This is a genomic window from Steroidobacter flavus (assembly GCF_042651805.1).
GTDB lineage: Bacteria > Pseudomonadota > Gammaproteobacteria > Steroidobacterales > Steroidobacteraceae > Steroidobacter > Steroidobacter flavus.
The window spans coordinates 2,452,133-2,475,018 of sequence record NZ_JBHSDU010000015.1; the positions used below are offsets into that span (position 1 = coordinate 2,452,133).

General features: G+C 62.0%; 18 protein-coding genes and 1 pseudogene. 12 read left to right on the forward strand and 7 right to left on the reverse strand.

Annotated elements, in window-relative coordinates; translation table 11 throughout:
* The first annotated feature begins 3 nt into the window (after window positions 1-3).
* The 5 genes and pseudogenes from ACFPN2_RS37615 to ACFPN2_RS37635 all read left to right on the forward strand — a co-directional run bounded on the left by ACFPN2_RS37615 (window position 4) and on the right by ACFPN2_RS37635 (window position 5,876).
* Entirely contained in the window at window positions 4-813 is an 810-nt protein-coding gene (locus tag ACFPN2_RS37615; protein WP_380606354.1) for a hypothetical protein, read from the forward strand.
* Window positions 814-1,341: 528 nt separating this feature from the next.
* Window positions 1,342-2,007: pseudogene (locus tag ACFPN2_RS37620) on the forward strand (ABC transporter ATP-binding protein); the annotation flags it as partial.
* Window positions 2,008-2,078: 71 nt separating this feature from the next.
* Window positions 2,079-2,813, forward strand: coding sequence for an ABC transporter permease subunit (locus ACFPN2_RS37625; protein ID WP_380606356.1), 735 nt, complete (start codon window positions 2,079-2,081; stop codon window positions 2,811-2,813).
* Window position 2,814: 1 nt separating this feature from the next.
* Window positions 2,815-4,707, forward strand: coding sequence for a GldG family protein (locus ACFPN2_RS37630; RefSeq protein ID WP_380606358.1), 1,893 nt, complete (start codon window positions 2,815-2,817; stop codon window positions 4,705-4,707).
* A gap of 17 nt (window positions 4,708-4,724) precedes the next feature.
* The gene (locus ACFPN2_RS37635; protein ID WP_380606359.1) at window positions 4,725-5,876 is read left to right on the forward strand and encodes a DUF4340 domain-containing protein; all 1,152 of its coding nucleotides are present in this window, start codon (window positions 4,725-4,727) and stop codon (window positions 5,874-5,876) included.
* Window positions 5,877-5,917: 41 nt separating this feature from the next.
* Here the strand turns inward: ACFPN2_RS37635 and ACFPN2_RS37640 are convergent, their stop codons facing one another.
* From ACFPN2_RS37640 to lptF, 3 genes are read right to left on the reverse strand one after another with little or no spacing between them, the layout of a single operon-like run.
* The gene (locus ACFPN2_RS37640) at window positions 5,918-6,376 is read right to left on the reverse strand and encodes an RDD family protein (protein WP_380606361.1); all 459 of its coding nucleotides are present in this window, start codon (window positions 6,374-6,376) and stop codon (window positions 5,918-5,920) included.
* A gap of 3 nt (window positions 6,377-6,379) precedes the next feature.
* The gene (gene lptG / locus ACFPN2_RS37645; protein ID WP_380606363.1) at window positions 6,380-7,450 is read right to left on the reverse strand and encodes an LPS export ABC transporter permease LptG; all 1,071 of its coding nucleotides are present in this window, start codon (window positions 7,448-7,450) and stop codon (window positions 6,380-6,382) included.
* Window positions 7,447-8,544: an LPS export ABC transporter permease LptF gene (gene lptF, locus ACFPN2_RS37650; protein ID WP_380606365.1), complete on the reverse strand. Its 1,098-nt coding sequence runs from the start codon at window positions 8,542-8,544 to the stop codon at window positions 7,447-7,449. The genes lptG and lptF overlap by 4 nt, the downstream gene beginning before the upstream one ends.
* A 106-nt stretch (window positions 8,545-8,650) precedes the next feature.
* Here lptF and ACFPN2_RS37655 point away from each other — a divergent pair, with 106 nt between their 5' ends.
* Together ACFPN2_RS37655 and ACFPN2_RS37660 are read left to right on the forward strand one after the other, a co-directional pair.
* Window positions 8,651-10,138: a leucyl aminopeptidase gene (locus tag ACFPN2_RS37655; RefSeq protein ID WP_380606367.1), complete on the forward strand. Its 1,488-nt coding sequence runs from the start codon at window positions 8,651-8,653 to the stop codon at window positions 10,136-10,138.
* 9 nt (window positions 10,139-10,147) lie between these two features.
* Window positions 10,148-10,570, forward strand: a complete 423-nt coding sequence (locus ACFPN2_RS37660) for a DNA polymerase III subunit chi (protein WP_380606369.1) — start codon at window positions 10,148-10,150, stop codon at window positions 10,568-10,570.
* On the opposite strand, the gene ACFPN2_RS37665 is transcribed toward ACFPN2_RS37660, so the two are convergent.
* Window positions 10,567-11,016, reverse strand: coding sequence for an acyl-CoA thioesterase (locus ACFPN2_RS37665; RefSeq protein ID WP_380606371.1), 450 nt, complete (start codon window positions 11,014-11,016; stop codon window positions 10,567-10,569). The two genes, ACFPN2_RS37660 and ACFPN2_RS37665, sit on opposite strands and share 4 nt — an antisense overlap.
* Before the next feature lie 40 nt (window positions 11,017-11,056).
* The gene (locus tag ACFPN2_RS37670) at window positions 11,057-11,968 is read right to left on the reverse strand and encodes a LysR family transcriptional regulator (protein ID WP_380606372.1); all 912 of its coding nucleotides are present in this window, start codon (window positions 11,966-11,968) and stop codon (window positions 11,057-11,059) included.
* Between the two features lie 217 nt (window positions 11,969-12,185).
* Between ACFPN2_RS37670 and ACFPN2_RS37675 the strand changes: the two genes are divergently transcribed.
* The 5 genes from ACFPN2_RS37675 to ACFPN2_RS37695 all read left to right on the forward strand — a co-directional run bounded on the left by ACFPN2_RS37675 (window position 12,186) and on the right by ACFPN2_RS37695 (window position 19,983).
* Complete coding sequence (locus ACFPN2_RS37675) at window positions 12,186-12,953, forward strand: SDR family NAD(P)-dependent oxidoreductase (protein ID WP_380606374.1); 768 nt, start codon at window positions 12,186-12,188, stop codon at window positions 12,951-12,953.
* Between the two features lie 191 nt (window positions 12,954-13,144).
* Window positions 13,145-15,949: a valine--tRNA ligase gene (locus tag ACFPN2_RS37680; protein WP_380606376.1), complete on the forward strand. Its 2,805-nt coding sequence runs from the start codon at window positions 13,145-13,147 to the stop codon at window positions 15,947-15,949.
* Between the two features lie 130 nt (window positions 15,950-16,079).
* Window positions 16,080-17,036, forward strand: coding sequence for an AAA family ATPase (locus ACFPN2_RS37685; RefSeq protein WP_380606378.1), 957 nt, complete (start codon window positions 16,080-16,082; stop codon window positions 17,034-17,036).
* Complete coding sequence (locus ACFPN2_RS37690; protein WP_380606380.1) at window positions 17,033-18,013, forward strand: DUF58 domain-containing protein; 981 nt, start codon at window positions 17,033-17,035, stop codon at window positions 18,011-18,013. The genes ACFPN2_RS37685 and ACFPN2_RS37690 overlap by 4 nt, the downstream gene beginning before the upstream one ends.
* Window positions 18,010-19,983, forward strand: coding sequence for a transglutaminase TgpA family protein (locus ACFPN2_RS37695; RefSeq protein WP_380606382.1), 1,974 nt, complete (start codon window positions 18,010-18,012; stop codon window positions 19,981-19,983). The genes ACFPN2_RS37690 and ACFPN2_RS37695 overlap by 4 nt, the downstream gene beginning before the upstream one ends.
* On the opposite strand, the gene ACFPN2_RS37700 is transcribed toward ACFPN2_RS37695, so the two are convergent.
* Together ACFPN2_RS37700 and ACFPN2_RS37705 are read right to left on the reverse strand one after the other, a co-directional pair.
* Window positions 19,943-21,238, reverse strand: a complete 1,296-nt coding sequence (locus ACFPN2_RS37700) for an MFS transporter (protein WP_380606384.1) — start codon at window positions 21,236-21,238, stop codon at window positions 19,943-19,945. The two genes, ACFPN2_RS37695 and ACFPN2_RS37700, sit on opposite strands and share 41 nt — an antisense overlap.
* 13 nt (window positions 21,239-21,251) lie before the next feature.
* The gene (locus ACFPN2_RS37705) at window positions 21,252-22,865 is read right to left on the reverse strand and encodes a peptide chain release factor 3 (protein WP_380606386.1); all 1,614 of its coding nucleotides are present in this window, start codon (window positions 22,863-22,865) and stop codon (window positions 21,252-21,254) included.
* Window positions 22,866-22,886: the final 21 nt, after the last annotated feature.

Here is a 22,886-nt window from a genome sequence, read left to right on the forward strand (position 1 = left end):
GTCATGACGCCAGCGGATCGCCGCATCACGGAGCTGATCGATAAGTGGCTGACCAGCATCGACCTGCATTTGCAGTATGTCGAGCTGAGCGACGCCGCTTATGCGCGCGTTCAGCCCTGGCAGAAACATGACCGGCCGACCCGCTGGGTACTCGAAGTGGCGCGCCAGAAGGTGCTCGAACTCAAGCAGCACTGCGAGACGCGCCAGGCCATGGGCGACAGCAAATTCTCCGAATCGCTGGAGCTGATGGCGTTCCTGGCCAACCTGGTCGGCATTCAGCACATTCAGCGCTTCATTCCGCTGGCCGACCCGGCCAAGGCCGATCAGGCAGCTGGCACCAGCCAGACCGTGGAAGCGCCGACCGTGATTCGCGCACCCACGCAGCGAAACCGCGTACCCGCCGAAGAGCCGACGCGCGAGATGCCGCAGCTCAAGGTGGTGAAGGCCAAGCAGGAAATCCCGCTGCTGGACTCCACCGGCGAGCTGACGACGTCGGATCTGCTGGTGCCCGTGGCAGTTCCCGCTCGATCCATCCCCTCGGCCCGACCCGCGCCAAAGATCAATCCCGCCGCCGTGCAGGCCGCCAAGCCTGCGGCCAAGCCCGCGCCTGCGCCGGAAGCGTCTAAACCCGCGGCGCCATTGGATCTAAAGGGGAAAATCATCGCCGACGCGGTGCGCTTGCTGAAGTGGGGCAAGCCGTGGCACGAACTTGCGGAGCTGATTGCGCGAATCGCCGAGCGCCCCTCCGCGGCAGAGATCCGCAAGGTTCTGCGCAATCACAAGGCGGAGATCGAGAAGGCCGCTCAGGCCTGACCCCTGGAAAAAAAAGAGGCCGGATACTTTTGACAGTGATCCGGCCAACAGGGGGATTCGGTTCCAACTGCGCCTATTGTCGCTGGCGCAGCCTACAAATTCGTTGCAAACGTAATGCGATCTCGCGACATCAGCGCCGGTGCGCTGGAGCATTTATCGCATTTATTTTGCGGTGCCAAAGATACCCCGGATCGCGTCGCAACACAAGCTTTGCATTGCAAAAAATTCCAAAAACCGATCCAGAACCGCTCAGTACACCCTTCAGGCCAGATTGGACCGCGGCGCGGCGATAAGTTCATTCAGGGGTTCATTAAGAGATCGTCATCGCCTCTGTTCCGGGGGCGACTTGAAAATGCCGCCCCACCCGGAAAAAATCCCCGCCCTCTTTGCGTCGCCATAACCACATCAGGAACCCGCGGCGTGTAGCGCAGTCTGAAGGGACGATTTTTTTAGCAGGCCGAGTGTCGAGCATGGACCATCCGACCTCTCTGAAGACGACCACTGTGATCACTACAACAGGGCCCTCGCATGATTGAGATCAGAAACCTGTCGAAACGTTACGGCGCGCTTACTGCCGTCGATGACATCTCCTTCACCGTCAGCCCGGGACAAGTGCTCGGCTTTCTCGGGCCGAACGGCGCCGGCAAGTCGACCACGATGAAAATGATCACGGGCTTTCTGACACCGACGTCAGGAAGCGTCTCCGTGTGCGGACACGACGTGGAGACCGATCCGCTCGCCGCCAAGGCCTGCATGGGCTATCTGCCCGAAGGCGCGCCGAGCTACGGCGAAATGACGGTGCGCGGTTTTCTCGAATTTATTGCAGATGTGCGGGGTCTGACCGGCGACCGGCGGCGCGCCCGCCTGGACGACGTGATCGGTCGTCTGCAGCTGAACAGCGTGCTGGAGCAGATGATCGAAACGCTCTCCAAGGGCTTCAAGCGTCGCGTCGGCCTGGCGCAGGCGCTGCTACACGATCCGCAGGTGCTGATCCTCGACGAGCCCACCGACGGTCTCGATCCCAATCAGAAGCACCACGTGCGCCAGCTCATCAATGACATGTCGAAGGACAAGATCATCGTGATCTCCACGCACATCCTCGAAGAAGTGGATGCGGTGTGTAACCGCGCCATCATCATCGCCGGCGGCAAGCTGCTCGCCGACGCCACGCCGGTCGAACTGGCGAAACGCGCACCGAGCGGTCGGCTCGACGACGTGTTCCGCGAGATCACGACCGGTCAGAAAAGCGCAGCGTGAGGTGAACAATGCATAACATCAAAACCATCTTCCGCCGCGAGTTCGCCAGTTACTTCGCCACCCCGCTGGCGCTGGTGTTTATCGTGTTCTTCCTGGTGCTGGCCGCGGCGTTCGCGTTTCAGTTCGGCAATTTCTTCGAGCGCGGCCAGGCCGATCTCGCGCCGTTCTTCTCGTTTCATCCCTGGCTGTATCTGTTCCTGATTCCCGCGATCTCGATGCGGCTATGGGCCGAGGAGCGCAAGTCCGGCAGCATCGAGCTGTTGATGACTTTGCCGGTCACGACCTGGCAGGCCGTCATCGGCAAATATCTCGCAGCCTGGGCCTTCGCCGGCGTCGCGCTGGCGCTGACGTTTCCAATGTGGATCACCGTGAACTATCTCGGCGATCCGGACAACGGCGCGATTCTCGCGGGTTACATCGGCAGCTGGCTGATGGCCGGCGGCTTCCTCGCAATCGGCGCGTGCCTGTCGTCGGCGACGCGCAATCAAGTGATCGCATTCATTTTCACGGTGGTCCTGTGCTTCGGCTTCCTGTTCTCGGGATTCCCGATCGTGCTCGACATGGTGTCCGGCTGGGCACCGCGACCGCTGGTGGACGCGCTGGCGTCGCTGTCGTTCTACACGCACTTCCAGGCGATCTCCAAAGGCGTGATCGATCTGCGCGACCTGTTGTATTTCGGGACCGTGATCGGCGTCTGGCTCGCCGCCAACACCATCGTCCTCGACATGAAGAAGGCCGACTGACATGACTACTAAAACACGCAAGACTTATGGCGCGACCGCGCTGGTGGCCCTCGCCGTGCTGTTCATCGGCGTCACGATTCTCATCACGTTCGTGTTACGCGGCGCGCGGCTCGATCTGACCGAGAGCAAGCTCTATTCGCTCGCGCCCGGTACGCAGAAGATCGTCAGCTCGCTCACCGAGCCGGTGAATCTTTATTTCTTCTTCTCTCAGGAAGGCAGCTCGCAATCGCCGCAGCTGCGCGCGTATGCACAGCGGGTCCGCGAGCTGCTCGAAGAAATGGCTCAGCGCTCCAAGGGCAAGCTGCACCTCAACGTGATCGATCCGCAGCCGTTCTCGGAAGACGAGGATCGCGCCACTGAGTTCGGCTTGTCGCCGGTCTCGGTGACGCCGGGCGGTGAGCCGGTGTACTTCGGCCTCGCCGGCACCAACTCCACCGACGGTCGCGAGATCATCGGCTTGTTCCAGCCGGACAAAGAAGAGTTCCTGGAGTACGACGTTGCCAGCCTCATCTATCGGTTGAGCAATGCCAAGCGCGCCACCGTCGGCTTGATCGCCGGCCTGCCGGTCGATGCCCGCTTCGATCAGATGAGCGGTCAGATGGCGCCGGGCTGGGCCAGCATCCAGCAGCTGCGCGAAACGCTCGACGTGCGCACGTTGCAGGCCGACGGCAACGACATTCCGGCCGACATCGGCGTGCTGATGGTCGTGCATCCCAAAGAGCTGAGCCCGCAGACGCAGTACGCGATCGATCAGTTCGTCCTGCGCGGTGGCAAGCTGATCAGCTTCATGGACCCCCAGTCGGAGAACGACAACGCCGGCGCGCAGATGGGCATGCCGCCGATGGGCGGTCGCTCCTCGACGCTCGGCCCGCTGCTCGATGCGTGGGGCGTGAAGTTCGATACCAATCAGATCGTCGGCGATCGCGAGCTCGGTCTGACGGTGTCGTTGCAACAGGGCAAGCCGCCTTCACAGCACATCGCCATTCTCGGCTTGAATCGCGCGAGCATGAATCCGAAGGACGTGACCGTCTCGGCGCTCGACTCGATCAACGTGATGACTGCGGGTGCGCTGTCGAAGAAAGAAGGCGCGACGATCGAGTTCGAGCCGCTGATTCAGTCGAGCACCAACGCCGCGCTGTTGCCCGCTGCGAAGTTGATGTTTCTTCCTGACAGCGATGCGTTGCTCGACGGCTTCAAGCCCACCGGCGAGCGTTACACGATCGCGGCTCGTATTCACGGCAAGGTGAAGTCCGCGTTCCCGAACGGCAAGCCTGGTGCTGAAGGCGCGGCCGGCGCGCATCTCACTGAGTCGAAGGAAGACGCCAACATCATTCTGGTCGCCGACACCGACATCCTCTCGGATCCGCTGTGGGTTCGTACGCAGAACGTGTTCGGTCAGCGCTTCTCGGTCGCTTGGGCGAACAACGGCGACTTCATTTCCAACTCCGTCGACAACCTCGCCGGCAGCGCCGATCTGATCAGCGTGCGCGGCCGTCAGAGCTTCTTCCGTCCGTTCACCAAGGTCGACGAGCTGCGTCGCCAGGCCGGCGATCAGCTGCGCGCCAAGGAGAAGGAACTGGATCAAGAGCTGAAGGACACCGAGCAGAAACTGACGGCGCTGGAAGGCGGCCGCGGCGGCCATCAGGCGTCGTTGTCGCTGTCGCCCGAGCAGGAAGCCGAGCTCGAGCGCTTCCAGCACGAGCGCGTCCGCATCCGTAAGGAACTGCGCGAAACACGTCGTAGCCTCGATGTCGAAATCGAGAAGCTCGGCACGCGGCTGAAGGTCATCAACATCGCATTGGTGCCGCTGCTGCTCGCGCTCGGCGCGATCTTCCTCGAAATCACCCGTCGTCGCCGGCTTCGCGCCGGCCGCGCCGCGGCTCACACCGGTTGATGGACTGAGGTTAGCTCATGACTTCAAAAAAACTTTCCATCCTGGCCGTCATTGCGTTGCTCGCCGTCGTCGCCGGCCTCTGGCTCGGCGGCCGGCAGACCTCGCCGTCGTCGACTGAATCGGCCGCTCTGTATCCCGAGCTGAAGAAAGAGCTCGGCACGATCACGGACGTGCGCATCGTGAAAGCCGGCGGCAAACCGGCCCTCGAAGTGAAGAAAGGCGACAACGGCTGGATCGTCGTCGACCGGCACAACTATCCGGCCGACGAAGCCAAGCTGCGCAAGCTCATCACCAGCCTCACCGAGGCCAAGGTGCTCGAAGAGAAAACCTCCAATCCGGAGAGCTACAAGGCGCTCGGCGTCGAAGACATCAGCGACGCCGCGGCCGGCGGCGTGCAACTCGAGCTCGACGGCCCGAAGCAGCCGATCAAGCTGATCGTCGGCAAGCAGGCTCAAGGCGCGCAGTCACAGTATGTGCGTCGTGCGGGTGAGCCGAAGAGCTGGCTGGTGAACAAGAGCATCGATACTTCGTCGTCGGCCGATCAGTGGCTGCGCAAAGAGGTGATCGATGTTTCTGCGGATCGCGTGCAGTCGGCGGAAGTGACCCTCGACAAGAGCAAGCCCTACTCTGCTTCCAAGAAGACCCGCGCCGATGCGGACTTCGCGGTGGAAGGATTGCCGAAGGGTAAAGAGCTGAGTTCGCCGTCCGCTGCAGATAACTTCGCTACGGCGCTCGCTGGTTTGACGCTGAGCGATGTGAAGGCCGCGAGCGAAGTGACGGACCCGCCCAGTGCGCGTGCGACCATCAAGACCTTCGATGGCCTGGTGACGGAAGTCACCGGCTGGAAGAAGGATGACAAGCACTATGTGGCGCTGAAGACTTCTTACGATGCCGCGCTCGCCGACAAATTCAAAGTCGCGACCGCCGACACGGAGAAGAAAGACGCCGCTGCGCCTGACGCCAGCAAGAAGGACGCCGCGCCAAGCGGTAGCGAAGGCGCGCCGCCCGCAGCGGACAAGACTGCCGACGCTGCGGCAAAGCCCGCGGAGCGTAACGTCGAAGAAGAATCGACAAAGGCGAACGCGCAGCTCAACGGCTGGGTCTATGAAGTTCCGGCGTACAAGTACGACGCGATCTTCAAGCCGCTCGACGAGCTGATCAAGAAGTAACCCTCAAACGTCGGCGGCCTCGTTCGAGGCCGCCGAAGCTGTCACTTCTTCGGCAGCACCACGACGCGGGTCCGCGTCCAGCGATCGTGCCAGGCCAGCTTGTCGCGATCGATCCAGATCCACCAATAGCCGGCGAACGCCAGCACCAGCGACACCGTCGCGGCCGCAAGGCGCTTGATCACATCGAGCCAGGTCAGCGCAGCGCCATCCTCACGCTCCACACGCAGCCGCCAGGCCGCCATGCCGAGCGTCTGCCCTCCCCGGCGCGTCCAGAACAATCCGAAGAACAAAACAACGATCGCCAACAGCAGCGCCCGATACGCGTACTCCCACGCACCGTAACGCTCGACTGTGATCGCCTCGCCGCCGGTCAGCGGCAAGAACGCCGCCGTCACGACCATCATCAACGCGAGCACCAGCAACAGGTCATAAAACATCGCGCCCAGCCGGCGCAGCACGCCAGCGCTCGGCAGGCGCTGAGACGAAACAGACTCACTCATGATTTAACGAACGCGAGAAATAGCGATGGTAGTGATGATCGTCAGCAGCGCGGTCGGCAGCCAGGCGACCATGATGGGCGGCATGTTGAACACCTCGCCGCCGCTTTCCAACATTTTCGCCATCAGGAAGAACACCACACCGATCATGATGCCGACCACGGTGCGGGCACCGGTGCCCGTCGACCGCATCGGCCCGAACGCGAACGGCACCGCCAGCACGACAATGATCGCAACAGCCACCGTGCGCGCGATGCGCGCCCAGAAAGCAACCTCATACGTTCGCGCATCGAGGCCATTCGACTTCAGATGTTGAATGTAGCTATACAACCCCCGCCCCGGCAGCGAATCCGCATCGAGCACGGCCAGGCCGAGAAACTCCGGCGACAGCCTCGTTTGCAACTGCGTCTCCGCCGCCTTGCTCGTCGACACGCGTTCATCGCTGATGCTGGACTCGACGAAGTTCTCGAGCTGCCACAGATTGTTCTTGTCGATGCTGGCATTGTTCGCATGCCCGACGCTCCGCAGCCGGCGCTGCGCATCGAACTTGAACACATACACGCCGCCATAACGATTGTCCGCCGCCTGCTGGCGGACCGAGATCATCATGTCGCCGTCTTTGGCCCAGGCGCTCTTGTTGCCCGCCATGCTGTAGTCGTTGAACTTGGCGAAGGTCTTCATCTGCCGGGCGTATTGTTCCATCGGCGGCGAGATCACTTCGCCGAGCAGCGCCGTGAAGATCATCAGGATCACGCCGGCACCGGCCGTCCACAGAGCGATGCGCATCGTGGACACGCCCGCCGCCCGCACCACGATCAATTCCATCGTGCGCGCCAGATTGCCCAGCGCCAGCAGCGCGCCGATCAACGCCGCGATCGGCAACATATCGAACGCATACTTCGGCAGATTCAAGCCGACGAACATGAACGCGTTCTCGACCGTGAAGCTGCCGACGCCGATGTCGTCCTGCTGAGTGATGAACAGATACAAGCCGCTCAGCGCGAGCAGCACGAGCATCACCAATGCGGTGTTACTGAGCACCGCCTTGATCACATATCTGGAAAGAATGGACGTCATGCAGCCACCGCCCGGGCCCGGGTGAACGGCGCCTCACGCGACAGCAGCCACAACCCGAGCGCCAGCGCGACCCCGTGCACCCACCACAACCCTATCCATTCGGACACGCTGCCACCTTCGATCCAGGTCCGCCCGGCCGCCAGCAGCTGCCAATAAACGAAATACACCAGGATGGCGATGCCGATGCGACCGAACCGGCCTTGCCTGGGCCGCAATCTCGCCAGCGGCACGGCGATCAGCATCAGGATGAGCGCCATCACCGGCGTCGAAATGCGCCACTGCAACTCGGCACGATCGCGCGGATCGGAGGACTGTATCAATTCGGCGGTGGGCTTCATGCCCGCCTTGCCCGCGCGTCCGCCGATCTCACCGAGCCGGATCGGATAACCGCCCTCGGCGAAATGAGTGATCTGCCAATCGCCCCTGCCCGGCACGCCTTTGTAATGTTCACCGTCATACAGCACGAACATCTGATCGGCCTGCCCGGCGCCGCGCTGTTCGGCCCGAGTCGCGACCCAAACCTCGAGCGTGCCGTCGCTCTCCGGATCCTGCGTCCGGTCCACGAATACATTCACGTTGTGCAGGATGCCGTTGTCATCGACGCGCTCGGCGTAGAACACGACATTGCCGCCGCCGAAGGTACGGAATCTGCCGGGCTCGAGCAGGCCGAACTGCGCATTTTGCAGCGCCTCGGTACGGATTTGCTGGGCTCGCGCCGACGCGGCGGGAATGGCCCAGAATGACAGCCAGACCAGCAGCACGGTAATAAATACGCCCAGATAACTGATCGGGCGATACAAGCCGGCCGGTCCGACGCCGCAGGACTGGATCGCCGCCATCTCGCTCTCGTGATACATCCGGCCCAGCCCCAGCATGATGGCGAGGAAAAAGCCGATGGGCGCGATCAGGGTGAGATAACCGGCCGAGGTCAGGCCGATCAGCGAGAACACCACGTCGCGTGGAAAATCGTTGGCCGCCGCTTGCGACAGCACGCGCGCCAGCTGATTCGATAGCAGGATGACCAGCAATACGCCGGTGACCGCCAGCCAGGTTTCCGCAACCTCCTTTAGGAGGTATCGATCCAGGGTTCGCAATGCTCGTTCCGCTTTTTACCCGCAGCGTGAGGATGTTTCCGCGGCGGTCAGCCGCGCGGAATGGAGTAGACTAGCGTCTTTTTCGCGCCCTTTGCGAGGAAGGTTCATGGAATTTTTGGTCAGTACTGCCTCAGCCTCCCGTCAGCGCACCGATTGCGCCATCGTCGGCGTCTATGACAAGGGCGTTCTGTCGGCGGCAGCGGCAGATCTCGATGCCCGCATCGGCGGCCGCATCGCCAAGCTGGTGAAGCGTGGCGACCTGCGCGGCAAGACCGGCGATGCGGTTCTGCTCGCGGACTTAAGCGGCGCGCCGGTCGAACGCGTCATCGTGATCGGCCTGGGCAATCGCAGCGCCTTCAAGCGCAAGCAATATCGCAAGGCGCTCGCCAGCGCGCTCGCCATGGTCGCCAAGACCGGCGCAACCGATGCGATCAGCTACCTGGGCCTGGATGAAATCCCCGACGCCGATGCGTACACGCAGGCTCGTGTCGCGGTCGAAGTCGTCGCGGGCTCGCAGTACCGCATTCCCGATCACAAGACCAGCAACAAGCGGCCCAAGCCGTCGCTGACCAAGTTCGGCATCGCCGTCGCCAGTCGCGGCGACAAAGGCCAGGCCGAGCGTGGCCTCGCCCATGGCGAAGCCATCGTCAGCGGCATGGCCTTCATGCGCGATCTGGCGAATCAGCCGGCCAATGTTTGCACGCCGAGCTACCTCGCCCGCCAGGCCAAGGCCCTGGCCAACGATTACAAGAAGCTCAACGTGCGCGTGTTAAACGAAGCCGAATGCAAACGGCTGGGCATGGGTTCCTTCCTGTCGGTGACCGAAGGCTCCGAAGAGCCGGCCGCGTTCATCGTGTTCGAGTACCAGGGTGCCGAGCGCAGCCAGGCGCCAGTGGCGCTGGTGGGCAAAGCAGTCACCTTCGACACCGGCGGCATTTCGTTGAAGCCGCCGGCCGCGATGGATGAAATGAAGTTCGACATGAGCGGCGGCGCCAGCGTGTTCGGCACCATGAAGGCCGTGGCCGAGCTGGAATTGCCGATCAATGTCGTCGGTATCGTGCCGGCGTGCGAGAACATGCCGAGCGGTCGTGCCACCAAGCCGGGCGATATCGTGAAGAGCATGTCGGGCCAGACCATTGAAGTGCTGAACACCGACGCCGAAGGCCGTCTGATTCTGTGCGATGCCATCACCTATTCACGTCGCTTCAAGCCCGAAGTGGTCATCGATCTCGCGACGCTCACCGGCGCTTGCGTGATTGCACTCGGCAATCATCTGTCTGGCTTGTTCAGTAACGACGAGGAGCTGTCGGCCGAGTTGAAGGCTGCCGGCGATCGCGCCGATGACCGCGCCTGGCCGATGCCGATCGGCGAGGAATACGGCGAGCAGCTGAAGAGCAACTTCGCGGATATGGCCAACGTGGGCGGTCGCGAAGGCGGCGCCATCACGGCGGCGTGTTTCCTCGCGAAGTTCACCGACGGCCTGCGTTGGGCACATCTGGACATCGCCGGCACTGCCTACCAGGCCGGCGCCAACAAGGGCAGCACGGGCCGCCCGGTGCCGCTGCTGGTCGACTACCTCATCAACAAGAAGTAACGATCCGCCATGAGTCGAGTGGACTTCTACGTCCTCTCCGCGGACGCGCCCGACGCCCGCCTGCGCTATGCGTGCAGGCTGGCGGAGCGCGCCGTCGAGCAAGGGTGTCAGGTGTATATCCAGACGCCGGATGTGCAACGACTCGATGACATGCTGTGGACGTTCAGCGATGGCAGCTTCCTGCCCCACGAGATCTATCGTGGGCAGGAGGCGGCGCATGCCAGAGTCATGGTGATGGTCGGATCGGAGATCGGTCCGCAGTCCCATCGCGGGCTGCTCATCAATCTCACGGACGCGATGCCGTCAGATGTGAATGCTTACGACCGCATCGCTGAAATCGTCGACGTCGATCCGGAGCGCAAACGCACTGCTCGCGAAAGATACAAACATTATCGCGAGCAGGGCTGTGCGATGGAGTCGCACAACCTTTAAGGTGCTTTAGAAAGATACGCGGCGTGATCGATCGTCACATTCGCTGCGCCCCGTTCCATCGCCGCGCGCAGCGCCGGCGTCAGCGGCATCTTCTGTAGCGTGTGGTGGTCGACGTGCACGTACACCGTCTCCACGTTGACGATCACTTTCTCCTCTCCCGCCAAACGGAATTCCGTCGCTAACGTAAACGACGTAGTGCCGAGGTGCTTGGTCGAAACGGAAATCTCCAGCACCTGATCGTATCGGGCCGGCCCGCGCCACTCGGTCGTCTGTTTCACCAGCTGGAAATCCAGCTCGCCGGTCTGCATTTCCTTTTCATAGCCGAGCGCGCGAAAGTACTCCGCCGTCGCGAGGTCGGTGTAATCGGCGTAACGCGCATTGAAGACGACCTTCTGCGCATCGCATTCGCTATAACGGGTTCGCAGGAAATATTTGAACCGGCTCATGGTCGCTCCTCGACTCGATCGCCGCATGATACGCGGGAACTCAGCCAGGAAGCGGCAACAAAAGCGGCTTCATCAGCTCCGCCACCCACGACATGAACACCTGCACGCGTTGTGACAAGTTGCGACGCTGCGCATACAGCAGCGAAACAGGCATCGGCTCCGCTCGCAACGCCGGAGCGACCTCGACGAGCAGACCCCGCTCGATCAAATGTCGCACACCCGAAACAGGCGCTTGCACGATACCCAATCCCGCGAGACAGGCTTCTTGATAAGCCTCCGCGCTATTCACAGTAATCGCGCCCGGCATGTCGACCGTCCGATATGCCACGCCGTCGTGATATTCGAAGCCCATCGATTTCGCGCCGAGCGTGCCGACATAGTGAATCAATTGGTGATTCGCTAAATCTTCCACCGAACGCGGCATTCCATACCTGCGCACATAATCGGGACTGGCGCAGTTCGCGATGGCGAAGGCGCCGAGCGGGCGCACGATCAAGCTGGAATCTTCCAAGGTGCCGACGCGCATCACGCAATCGAAGCCTTCGCGCACCAGATCGACTTTGCGATCCGTACAGCTCAACTCGATTTCGATCCGCGGATGCTGACGCAGGAACTCGGGCAGGCGAGGAATGACGGTGGTTCGCGCCACGCCGGTAGGCATATCGACCCGCAATCGTCCGCGCAATGCTTGCGGCCCCTGCTGGAACATCGACCGCAGCTCGTCCATATCGGCTAGCAGATCCTTGCAGCGCTCGTAACAGGCGCGACCGTCGAGGGTCATCTGAACTTTCCGGGTCGTGCGATGAAGAAGCTGAGTGCCGAATTCGCTCTCCAGCTGCTGGACGGCCGTGGACATGCTGGCCTTCGGCATCCCCAGGCTTTCCGCGGCCCGCGTGTAACTGGCGAGCTCCGCGACGCGGACGAAGATTTGCAGGGCTTCGAGCTGGTTCATGAGTACGTTGTCCGGAGTAAGAGGCCCTCAATCGCCGTACGGCTCGGACCGGAGCTGCGAGTGACTGCAGCCGATGTCCGCCTGAGCCGTACGGCGATTGAGGGCCCCCGGGGGATTGTTCCGATTATATGAACATTACGCTCAAATTTTCCTGGTTTATCCATTCTTTGGCGATCAATAAGCTCTCTTCCACCGACAACCCCACGAGGAGCTAGCCATGAACACGAATACCTCCCCCATCGCCCTGGTTACCGGCGGCAGCCGCGGCCTGGGCAGGAGCATGGCGCTGCATCTGGCCGAACGCGGCATCGATGTAGTGCTGACTTATCGGAGCAACAAGAAGGAAGCCGACGCCGTCGTCGCTGAAATCGAAAAGGCGGGCCGCAAGGCGGCGGCGCTGCAGCTCGATGTGTCGGTCGCCTCGTCGTTCGGCTCGTTCGTCGAGCAGGTGCGCGGCGTGCTGAAGAACCAGTGGCAGCGCGAGAGCTTTAATTTCCTCGTGAACAATGCCGGCATCGGTACCCACGCGACCTTTGCCCAGACCACCGAGGCTCAGTTCGACGAGCTGGTGAATATTCATCTGAAAGGCCCGTTTTTCCTGACCCAGAAGCTGCTGCCGCTGCTGGCCGACGGCGGCCGGATCGTGAACATTTCTTCGGGTCTCGCCCGCTTCGCACTGCCGGGATACGCGGCCTATGGCGCCATGAAGGGGGCCATCGAGGTGCTGACCCGGTATCAGGCCAAAGAACTGGGGGCTCGCGGGATCGCGGTGAATGTGGTCGCCCCCGGCGCGATCGAGACCGATTTCAACGGCGGCGCGGTCCGAGACAACAAGCAGCTCAACGACATGGTCGCGTCCCAGACCGCGCTGGGCCGGGTCGGCTTGCCCGATGACATCGGCGGCGTGGTGGCCTCGCTGCTGTCGCCCGAAAACCGCTGGATCAATGGCCAGCGCATCGAGGCGTCGGGCGGCATGTTCCTGTAAGCCGCCGGCCAGCAAGGCCCTTGGCCAATCAGCCAGTAGCAACAAGCACGCGGCCGGCGCCAGCCGGCCCGCGTACCGACAGCGGCGGCGCCAGCCCGCCCGCGGCGTTGAGGAAGGCTGCGACAGCCCGCATTTCAGACATGGGCGGCTATACTTGCCCGCTATTTCTCCGCTTCCCGGCCTGTCGAGACATGCAGAAGACTTACGACCCCAAGGACATCGAGCAACGCACTTACCAGCGATGGGAGTCGCACGGCTGGTTCAAGCCGTCGGGCCAGGGCGCGCCCTACAGCATCGTCATCCCGCCGCCGAACGTCACCGGCACGCTGCACATGGGTCACGCCTTTCAGCACACCCTGATGGACGTGCTCACCCGCCAGCACCGCATGCAGGGCGAGAACACGCTCTGGCAACCGGGCACGGATCACGCCGGCATCGCCACGCAGATGGTCGTCGAGCGGCAACTCAATGCGCAGGGCGTGCATCGTCGGGACATCGGTCGCGAAGAATTCACCAAGCGCGTGTGGGAATGGAAAGCGCAGTCCGGCGACACGATCTCTCGTCAGGAACGTCGCATCGGTAATTCGGTGGACTGGTCGCGCGACCGGTTCACGATGGACGACGGCTTGTCCGAAGCCGTCACCGAAGTGTTCGTGCGCCTGTATGAAGAAGGTCTGATCTATCGCGGCAAGCGCCTGGTGAACTGGGACCCGGTGCTGCACACCGCGCTGTCCGATCTCGAAGTGCTCTCCACCGACGAGCAGGGTTCGCTGTGGCATTTCCGCTATCCCATCGAAGGCAGCGGCGACACCATCTACCCCGTCGAAAACAACGATCAATATATCGTCGTGGCCACCACCCGTCCTGAGACCATGCTCGGCGATACCGCCGTGGCCGTGCATCCAGAAGACGAGCGTTACAAACATCTCATCGGTCAGAAGATCCGCCTGCCGCTGACCGGCCGGTTGATTCCCATCATCGGCGACGACTACGTCGATCCGGCGTTCGGCTCCGGCTGCGTGAAGATCACCCCGGCCCACGACTTCAACGACTATCAGATCGGCCAGCGTCATTCGCTGCCGCTGATCAACGTGTTCGATGCGAACGCGGCGCTCAACGATGAAGTGCCCGAGAAATATCGCGGCCTGGATCGTTTCGACGCGCGCAAACAGATCGTGGCCGATCTCGAAGCGTTAGGCCTGGTCGAGAAGATCGAGCCGCACGGTTTGAAAGTGCCGCGCGGCGATCGTAGCAACGCGGTGCTCGAGCCGTGGCTCACCGATCAATGGTACGTGCGCATCGCGCCGCTCGCCGAGCCAGCAATCGAGTGCGTGAAGGACGGTCGCATTCGTTTCGTGCCGGAGAACTGGTCCAAGACTTATTTCCAATGGATGGAGAACATCCAGGACTGGTGCATCAGCCGTCAGCTGTGGTGGGGTCATCAGATCCCGGCCTGGTATGACGACGAAGGCAACCATTACGTGGCCCGCACGCATGAGCTTGCGTATCAGCAGGCTCGTCTCAAGCTCGGCCGCGATGTGACATTGAAGCGCGACGAAGATGTGCTCGACACCTGGTTCTCGTCCGCGCTGTGGCCCTTCTCGACGCTGGGCTGGCCCGAACAGACCAAGGAACTGAAGTCGTTCTACCCCACCAGCGTGCTGGTGACCGGCTTCGACATCATTTTCTTCTGGGTGGCCCGCATGATCATGATGGGCCTGAAGTTCGCCGGCGACGTGCCGTTCCGGGAGGTGTACATCACCGGCCTGATCCGCGACGAGAACGGCGACAAGATGTCCAAGTCCAAGGGCAACATCATCGACCCGCTCGACCTGATCGACGGCATCGATCTGGAATCGCTGGTCGCCAAGCGCACCTTCGGACTGATGCAGCCGAAGGACAAAGACAAGATCGAAAAGAACACGCGCAAGCAGTTCCCGAGCGGCATTCCTTCGTATGGCGCCGACGCGCTGCGCTTCACGTTCTGCGCCCTCGCCACCATGGGCCGAGACATTCGTTTCGACCTGGGCCGCATCGAGGGCTACCGCAACTTTTGTAACAAGCTGTGGAATGCCGCGCGCTACGTGATGATGAATCTGGAGAGCGCGCCGCCGGCCAGCGCGACCGGTCCGGTGGAATATTCGCCCGCTGATTTGTGGATCCGCTCGCGTCTCGGCGCGACGATCGAGGAAGTCCGCGCTCGCCTCGCGGAGTATCGTTTCGATCTCGCGTCGCAAGCGCTGTATGAGTTCGCCTGGTACGAGTACTGCGACTGGTATCTGGAACTGTCGAAGCCGACGTTGCAGTCCGATCAGTCCAGCGATGCCCAGAAGCGGGGCACGCGCGAAACGCTGGCCGTCGTGCTCGAAGCGTATTTGCGTTTGTTACATCCGCTGATGCCCTTCATCACTGAAGAGATCTGGCAGTCGGTGGCGCCGATGGCCGGCCGCAAGGGCGACACCATCATGTTGCAGTCGTATCCGACCGCGGCCGAATTCCCGCGTGATGTGTCCGCCGAAGCTCAGATCACTGCCATCAAGGCAGTGATTCTGGGTGCACGTCAGATCCGCGGTCAGCTGGATATTCCGCAGGCTCGTGAGATCGCGGTCGCTTATCAATCGCCGGAAGCCAGCGACGAAACCTCGTTGACGGCCAGCCTCAACGTGGTCCGTGGCGTGGGCAAGATCAGCGATCTGAAAATTCTTCCCAGCGACGCCGCCCTGCCGCCGTCGGCGACGGCCATCATCGACCGCCGCACCATTTCCTCCCCGCTGGCCGGCCTGATCACCGACCCGCAGGCGGAGCTGGCCCGCTTGAGCAAGCGCAAAGCCAAGGTCGAGCAGGATCTGAAGAAGGAAGAGGCCAAGTTCGCCAACCCGAACTTCGTCGCCAACGCCAAGCCGGAAGTGGTCGCCCTGGGCCATGAGCGGATCGCCGAATTCAAACGGCAGATCGCTCAGCTCGAGGAACAAGAGAAGCGGGTCGGCGAGATGTAACAGCGGTTGCTCGCCAGAGGACTGTCGGCTTCTGGCGAATCTGTCATGCGCGTTGGCGCGAATGCGAACTACCTACTTGCATTTCGCGCCATACTGCCGACACTGGCCCGCGAGCGAAGCCGGAGAGCGCATGAATTCCGCCATCCCCACACTAATAACGCAGGCCGACCCCGTCGAGCTGATCGCCGCGACCACGGCCCAACTCAATCGGGTGATTCTGGGCAAAGAGCATCAGCTGCGACTGTGCATCTCCTGCCTGCTCGCGCGCGGTCATCTGCTCATCGAGGACATTCCCGGCGTCGGCAAGACCACCCTGGCGCACGCGCTGGCCGAATCGCTCGGCCTGTCCTATCAACGCATCCAGTTCACCAGCGACCTGCTGCCGGCCGACATCATCGGCGTCTCGGTATTCGATCGTGAGACCAGCTCGTTCCAGTTCCACAAAGGCCCGGTGTTCTCACAACTGGTGCTCGCCGACGAAGTGAATCGCGCCACCCCGAAGGCGCAGAGCGCGCTGCTCGAAGCGATGGAGGAACATCAGGTCACCGCAGACGGCGCCACCTATCCGTTGGCCGCGCCGTTCTTCGTGATCGCAACTCAGAATCCGGTGTATCAAATCGGCACGTATCCGTTGCCCGAGTCACAGCTCGACCGGTTCCTGATGCGCATCGAGCTCGGCTATCCCGATCCGTCACTGGAACGCCAACTGCTGCTGGGCCAGGACCGACGCGATCTGCTTGCAACCCTGGCGCCCACGTTGTCACCTCAGCAATTGTTGTTGATGCAAACAATGGTGCCGAAGGTGCACGTGTCCGAAGCCTTGCTCGACTACGTGCAGGCCATCGTTCGTTACACGCGCGAATCTCCCTTGTTCGAAGCGGGCATCTCTCCTCGTGCGTCGATCGGATTGCTCCGCGCCGCACAGGCATGGGCGCTGATCCATGGACATCCCGGTGTGATGCCCGAAGACGTGCAGGCTGTGCTGGCCGGCGTCGTCGGCCATCGACTCAAGCCTCGCGACGACACCGCGCCCAAGACGCCCACTGAAATCGGTCAGTTCGTTCTGAAAGAAGTCGCGGTGCCTTGAACCTCGCCATCAATCTCGACTTCGGTATCGCCCGGCGGCTGCGACAGTTCTCGCGCCGCTGGGCTCGCAAACGTCACGGCGTCGATCCCGAGCCGCTGACGCTGGTCAGTCGTCGCATCTACATCGTCCCGACCGGCATGGGCATCGCGTTCGCGCTGATGCTGACCGCCATGTTCATCGGCGCGATGAACTATGCAAACAATCTGGCGCTGGGGCTGACGTTCCTGCTGGGCTCGCTGGCGCTCACCGCCATGCACTACTGTCATCGCAATCTGGCCGGCCTCGTGATTCGGTCCGCGAGCACTGAGCCTGTGTTCGCCGGCGACGACGCGAAGTTTCATATCGCGTTGGAGAACACGGCGCCGCTCGATCGTCATGAGATGATCGTCGCGAACGATGAAGGCACCTCGCCGCCACAGCTCGTTCCCGCAAACGGACGCGCCGTGTTCTATCTGCAGCTACCGGCGCCTCGCCGCGGCATGCTGACACTGGATCACTTCGAGATCGTCACGCGACATCCTTTCAGCTTGTTTCGCGCGTGGGCTCACGTTCATATGAATATGACGTGCGTGGTCTATCCCAAGCCAGCACCGCGTGGCTTGTCACCACCGCCCGTCGAAACAGACACCGGCGGCGCGCAGGACTCGGTTCGAGGCGACGAAGAGTTCGCCGGCTTCCGACCGTTCCATCCTGGCGACTCGCCGCGCCGGATTGCATGGAAAGCCTATGCGCGTGAGCAAGGACTGCAGGTGAAGGTGTACGCCGGCACTGCCGTCACATCGCATGTCTTCGATTGGGACGGGCTCACCGGACTCGGCACCGAAGCGCGATTGTCACAACTGTGCCGCTGGGTCGAGGACGCCTTCGCCGAAGGCCGCGCGTTCGCCTTGAAGCTGCCGGGCCTGGATATTCCAGCAAACATCGGCCCCGGACATCGGCAACGATGTTTGACCGCACTGGCGATGTTCGAGCCATGAGTGCCGTGCTCGACAATCATCTGCAGCAGCTCACGCCGCTCGGCCAGCGATTGGTGTGGGTGATCGCGGGCCTTGCGCTTTCGGCGGCTCCGCACTTCGGTCACGTCGCAATCTGGACGATGCTGCTCGCGGCGGCCGCCACGGCATTGCGCATGACGATCGAGATCAAGCGCTGGCCGTTGCCGCCGAAAGCGGTGAACACCGGCTTCGCATTCGCCGCGCTGGTCGGCGTGCTGCTCAGTTATCGCACGCTCAATGGCATCGACGCTGGCACTTCGCTACTTCTCGTGATGGCAGGCATGAAGCTGCTCGAGACCCGCACGCCTCGCGATCTCACCGTAGTGGTGTTCCTCTCCTACTTTGCGCTGTTCGCTGCCTTCCTCTACAACCAGGAAATGATGCTCCTGCCGTACATGCTGTTCACGGCAGGGCTGCTCACGATGACGCTGATGCGCATCCATCAGACCGAACCGATGCCGATCCGCGAGGCTGCCGGCACGACAGCTAAAATGTTTCTGCAGGCCCTACCCCTCGCCGCTCTGTTGTTTGTGTTTTTCCCTCGCCTGCCCGGACAGTTCTGGGCCGTGCCCGCGCGTGAAAAGGCCCTCACCGGCCTGAGCGAGGAGATGACGCCGGGCGACGTGTCCGAGTTGAGCCTGTCCAGCGCCATCGCGTTTCGCGTGAGGTTCGAAGGCGAACCGCCGCCACCGCGCGAACGGTACTGGCGCGGCCCGGTGATGCATCTGTTCGACGGGCGTAGATGGCGACACGCCGGCGCAGCCTATTCACCGCAGGAAGTGGCAGCGTCGGGATCGAGCTATCGGTATCGCATTTCCCTGGAGCCACAGAGGTACAACTGGATCTTCGCGCTCGACATGGCCACTCGCTGGGACCGCGCGCGTGCCTATCGTGCCGAGGACTTCCAGCTCTATGCACGGCAGGAGCAGATCGCAGTCCTCACTTCGTACGATCTGGAATCGTCGCCGACCTACGTCACGACCAGCGAGCTGCGCCCCGATCTGCGGCGTCTGGATACATACATCCCCCGCAATCGAAACCCGCGCACCCTCGAGCTGGCCAGGCAGATGCGCGAGAGCGCGGGCAGCGACGAAGCGTTCATTCAGTCCGTGCTCACCAAATTCGGCAGCGAAGAGTTCTATTACACGCTGCAGCCACCGGCACTGAACGTGAACGCCGTCGATGACTTCCTGTTCAACACCAAGCGCGGCTTCTGCGAACACTTCGCTTCGGCCTTCACGGTGATGGCACGCAGCGTCGGCATTCCGGCGCGCGTCGTGACGGGATATCAGGGCGGCGAATTCAATTCGATGGGCGGCTATTTCATCGTCCGCCAGTCCGATGCGCATGCGTGGTCCGAGGTTTGGCTGGAAGGCCGTGGCTGGCAACGCATCGATCCGACCGCCGCGATCGCGCCGGAGCGCATCGAGCGCGGACTGGATGCAGCGATCTCGGCGGAAGAAGATGTTCCGGGCAGAGTGCTGCGTCAGAGCGCGTTGTTCTCGAAGATCCGCATGGCATGGGACGCGGCCAACACCTTCTGGAACAACCAGGTCGTGGAGTTCGGCGAAGATCAGCAGCGCTGGCTGCTGGAGAAATTCAACATCAAAGATCCGCGCTGGGAATATCTGGGCGTGGGCTTGATCCTGGGCTTGCTGGGCTTCTTCCTGATCCTGTCCGCTTATCTGGCGTGGAAGTTCAAGCCGCGATCGCGCGATCCCGTGGCGCATGTTTACGAACAACTGTGCCGTAAGCTCGCGAAGCTCGGCGTGCCTCGACAGCCGCACGAAGGACCGAATGACTATGTGACGCGCGCCGCTCAGGCGCGGCCGGAATTGGCCACGCAACTGGCGGAGGTGCGAGCGGTCTATGTGGGATTACGGTACGGCCCGACGCCGTTGCCGACGCAGCTCAGCCGGCTGAAGTTTCTGGTAAACCAGCTGGAGGCGTGACGCCGCGCGATGCTCGTGCCGCGAAGATCAGCACGAGCGCGCCACCTGCGAACAAGATCGCCACCGACAGAATCGCCATCCGCGAATTGCCAGTGAGCAACGCCGTGAAGGCCATCAGCAACGGTCCCAGCACCGCCGCGAACTTGCCCATCATGTTGTAGAAGCCGTAGAACTCGCCGGCCCGATCCGAAGGAATCAACCGTCCGTAGTACGAACGACTCATCGCCTGCGTCGCGCCCTGCACGCAACCGATGGCGGCGGCCATGATGTAGAACTCCGACACCGTGGTCATGAACACCGCATAGAAAGTCACAGCGGCATAAACACCGATGCCGACGAAAATACCGACCAGCGGACTGATGCGATCGCCCAGCGCGCCGAACACCAGCGTGGCCGGGAAGCCGATGAACTGGATCATCAGAATGCCCGAGATCAGGCTGTCCGCCGGAAAGCCCAGCGCGAGACCGTAGTCCACCGCCATCTTCATGATGGTGTTCACGCCGTCGATATACATCCAGTACGCAAGCAGAAACAAAATCACCGGGCGGTATTTGCGCACTTCCCGGAAGGTCTTCGCCAGCTCCGCAAATCCTTCACGCATGGCGCTGCCAGCGGCGACCGGAGCACGCTCATTCACATCGGGCGAGCTGCGGAAGATGGGAATCGCGAACAGCGTCCACCATACCGCGACCGACAGAAACGAAGCACGAATCGCTGCTTCAGGATTGGCCAGACCGAACATGGCCGGCTTGGCAAACATCAGCACGTTGACGGTGAGCAGCAGCGCGCCACCCAGATAGCCCATTGCGTAACCGAAGCCCGAGACCGAATCGAGCCGCTTGGCCGGCGCGACCTTCACCAGCATGGAATCGTAGAAGATCAACCCGCCCCAGAAGCCGAGCGAGGCAATTGCAAACAACGCCGCAGCGGCTTGCCAGTCGCCGCTGCCGACGAACGCCAGCATCGCCGTTGGAATCACACCGATCGCGGTGAACGCCGCCAGGAAGCGCAGATGTTTGCCGCCGCGATCAGCAAGCGCGCCCAGCCACGGCGCCATGATGGCCAGCACGAAGCTCGACACACCGTTCGCGATGCCCAGCCAGAACGTGCTGGTGGTGGCGTCCTGACCCGGCGTCAGGAACTGTTTGAAGAACAGCGGGAAGAACACGACCATCACCGTGGTCGCGAACGACGAATTCGCCCAGTCGTATAACGCCCAGGCGAACACTTTCTTGGTGATGAGAGGTGACTTCATGTCTGGCTGTTCGTTAAGCAGCGGCGGCCAGATGCTCGCGGGTCTCGCGGAAGTCGAGATCCGGCCAGCGTTCCAGCGTCAGCTGCAGGTTGACCCGCGTCGGGGCGAGATACACCAGCGCGCCGGAATGATCCAGCGCCAGGTTCTCATACGCCTTCGTGCGGAACTCCTCGAGCTTCTTCGCATCCTTGCTGTACACCCAACGCGCGGTGTACACGTTGACGTTGTCGAACGACGACTGCACCGAATATTCGTCCTGCAGACGGAACGTGACCACGTCGAACTGCAGCTGACCGACCGCGCCCAGAATCAGATCGTTGTTACGCAGCGGACGGAACACTTGCGTCGCGCCCTCTTCGCACAACTGATCCAAGCCCTTCTGCAGCGCCTTCATCCGCAGCGGATCGCGCAACACCACGCGACGGAACATTTCCGGCGCGAAGTTGGGAATGCCCGTGAACATCAACGACTCGCCTTCGGTGAAGGTGTCGCCGATGTTGATCGTGCCGTGGTTGTGCAGACCGAGAATGTCGCCCGCGAAAGCTTCGTCGGTGTGCTGACGATCGGCCGCGAGGAACGTGAGCGCGTCGTTGATGCGCATTTCCTTCTTGAGCCGCACATGGAACAGGCGCATGCCCTTGGTGAATTTGCCGGAGCAGATCCGCATGAAGGCAATACGATCGCGATGACCCGGATCCATGTTCGCCTGGATCTTGAACACGAAGCCGGTCAGCTTTTCTTCCAGCGGCTTGACGACTCGTCCGGTCGTCTCACGTTCTTTCGGACCCGGCGCATTCCTGACGAACGACGCCAGCAGCTCCGTCACGCCAAAGTTGCTGATGGCAGAACCGAAGAACACGGGCGTCTGCTTCGCGGCCAGATATTGCTTCAGATCGAATTCCGGTGCGGCGCCCCGCACCAGCTCCACTTCATCGCGAAACGCTTGCGCCCGCGCGCCGAGGAATTCGGTCGCGGCGTCGCTGTCGAGCTTATCGATGGTCGCGGTCGTACCGGCGCGGCCCTTCTCGCCGGCCTGATAGATATAAATCCGATCTTCGATCAGGTGATAAATGCCCTGCAGCTCGCGGCCCATGCCGATCGGCCAGGTGATGGGCGCACAGGAGATCTTCAGCACCTTCTCGATTTCATCCAGCAGCTCCATGGGCTCGCGGCCTTCGCGATCGAGCTTGTTGATGAAAGTCATGATGGGCGTGTCGCGCAGGCGCGTGACTTCCATCAGCTTGATGGTGCGCTCTTCGACGCCCTTGGCGCAGTCGATGACCATCAGCGCCGAGTCCACCGCGGTCAGCGTGCGATACGTATCTTCGGAGAAGTCCTCGTGGCCCGGCGTATCGAGCAGATTCACCATGTGGCCGTCGTAGGGAAATTGCATGACGGAGGAGGTGACCGAGATACCGCGCTGCTGTTCCAGCGCCATCCAGTCGGAGGTCGCATGCCGGGCCGCCTTGCGGCCTTTCACCGTGCCGGCGAGCTGAATGGCACCGCCGAACAACAGCAGTTTTTCGGTGAGCGTGGTCTTGCCGGCGTCCGGGTGGCTGATAATGGCAAAAGTTCGTCTTTTGCTTATCTCCCGGGCACTTAGAGTATTCAGTACATCTTCTGACATGGTGATTCCGCGCTCCGCGCG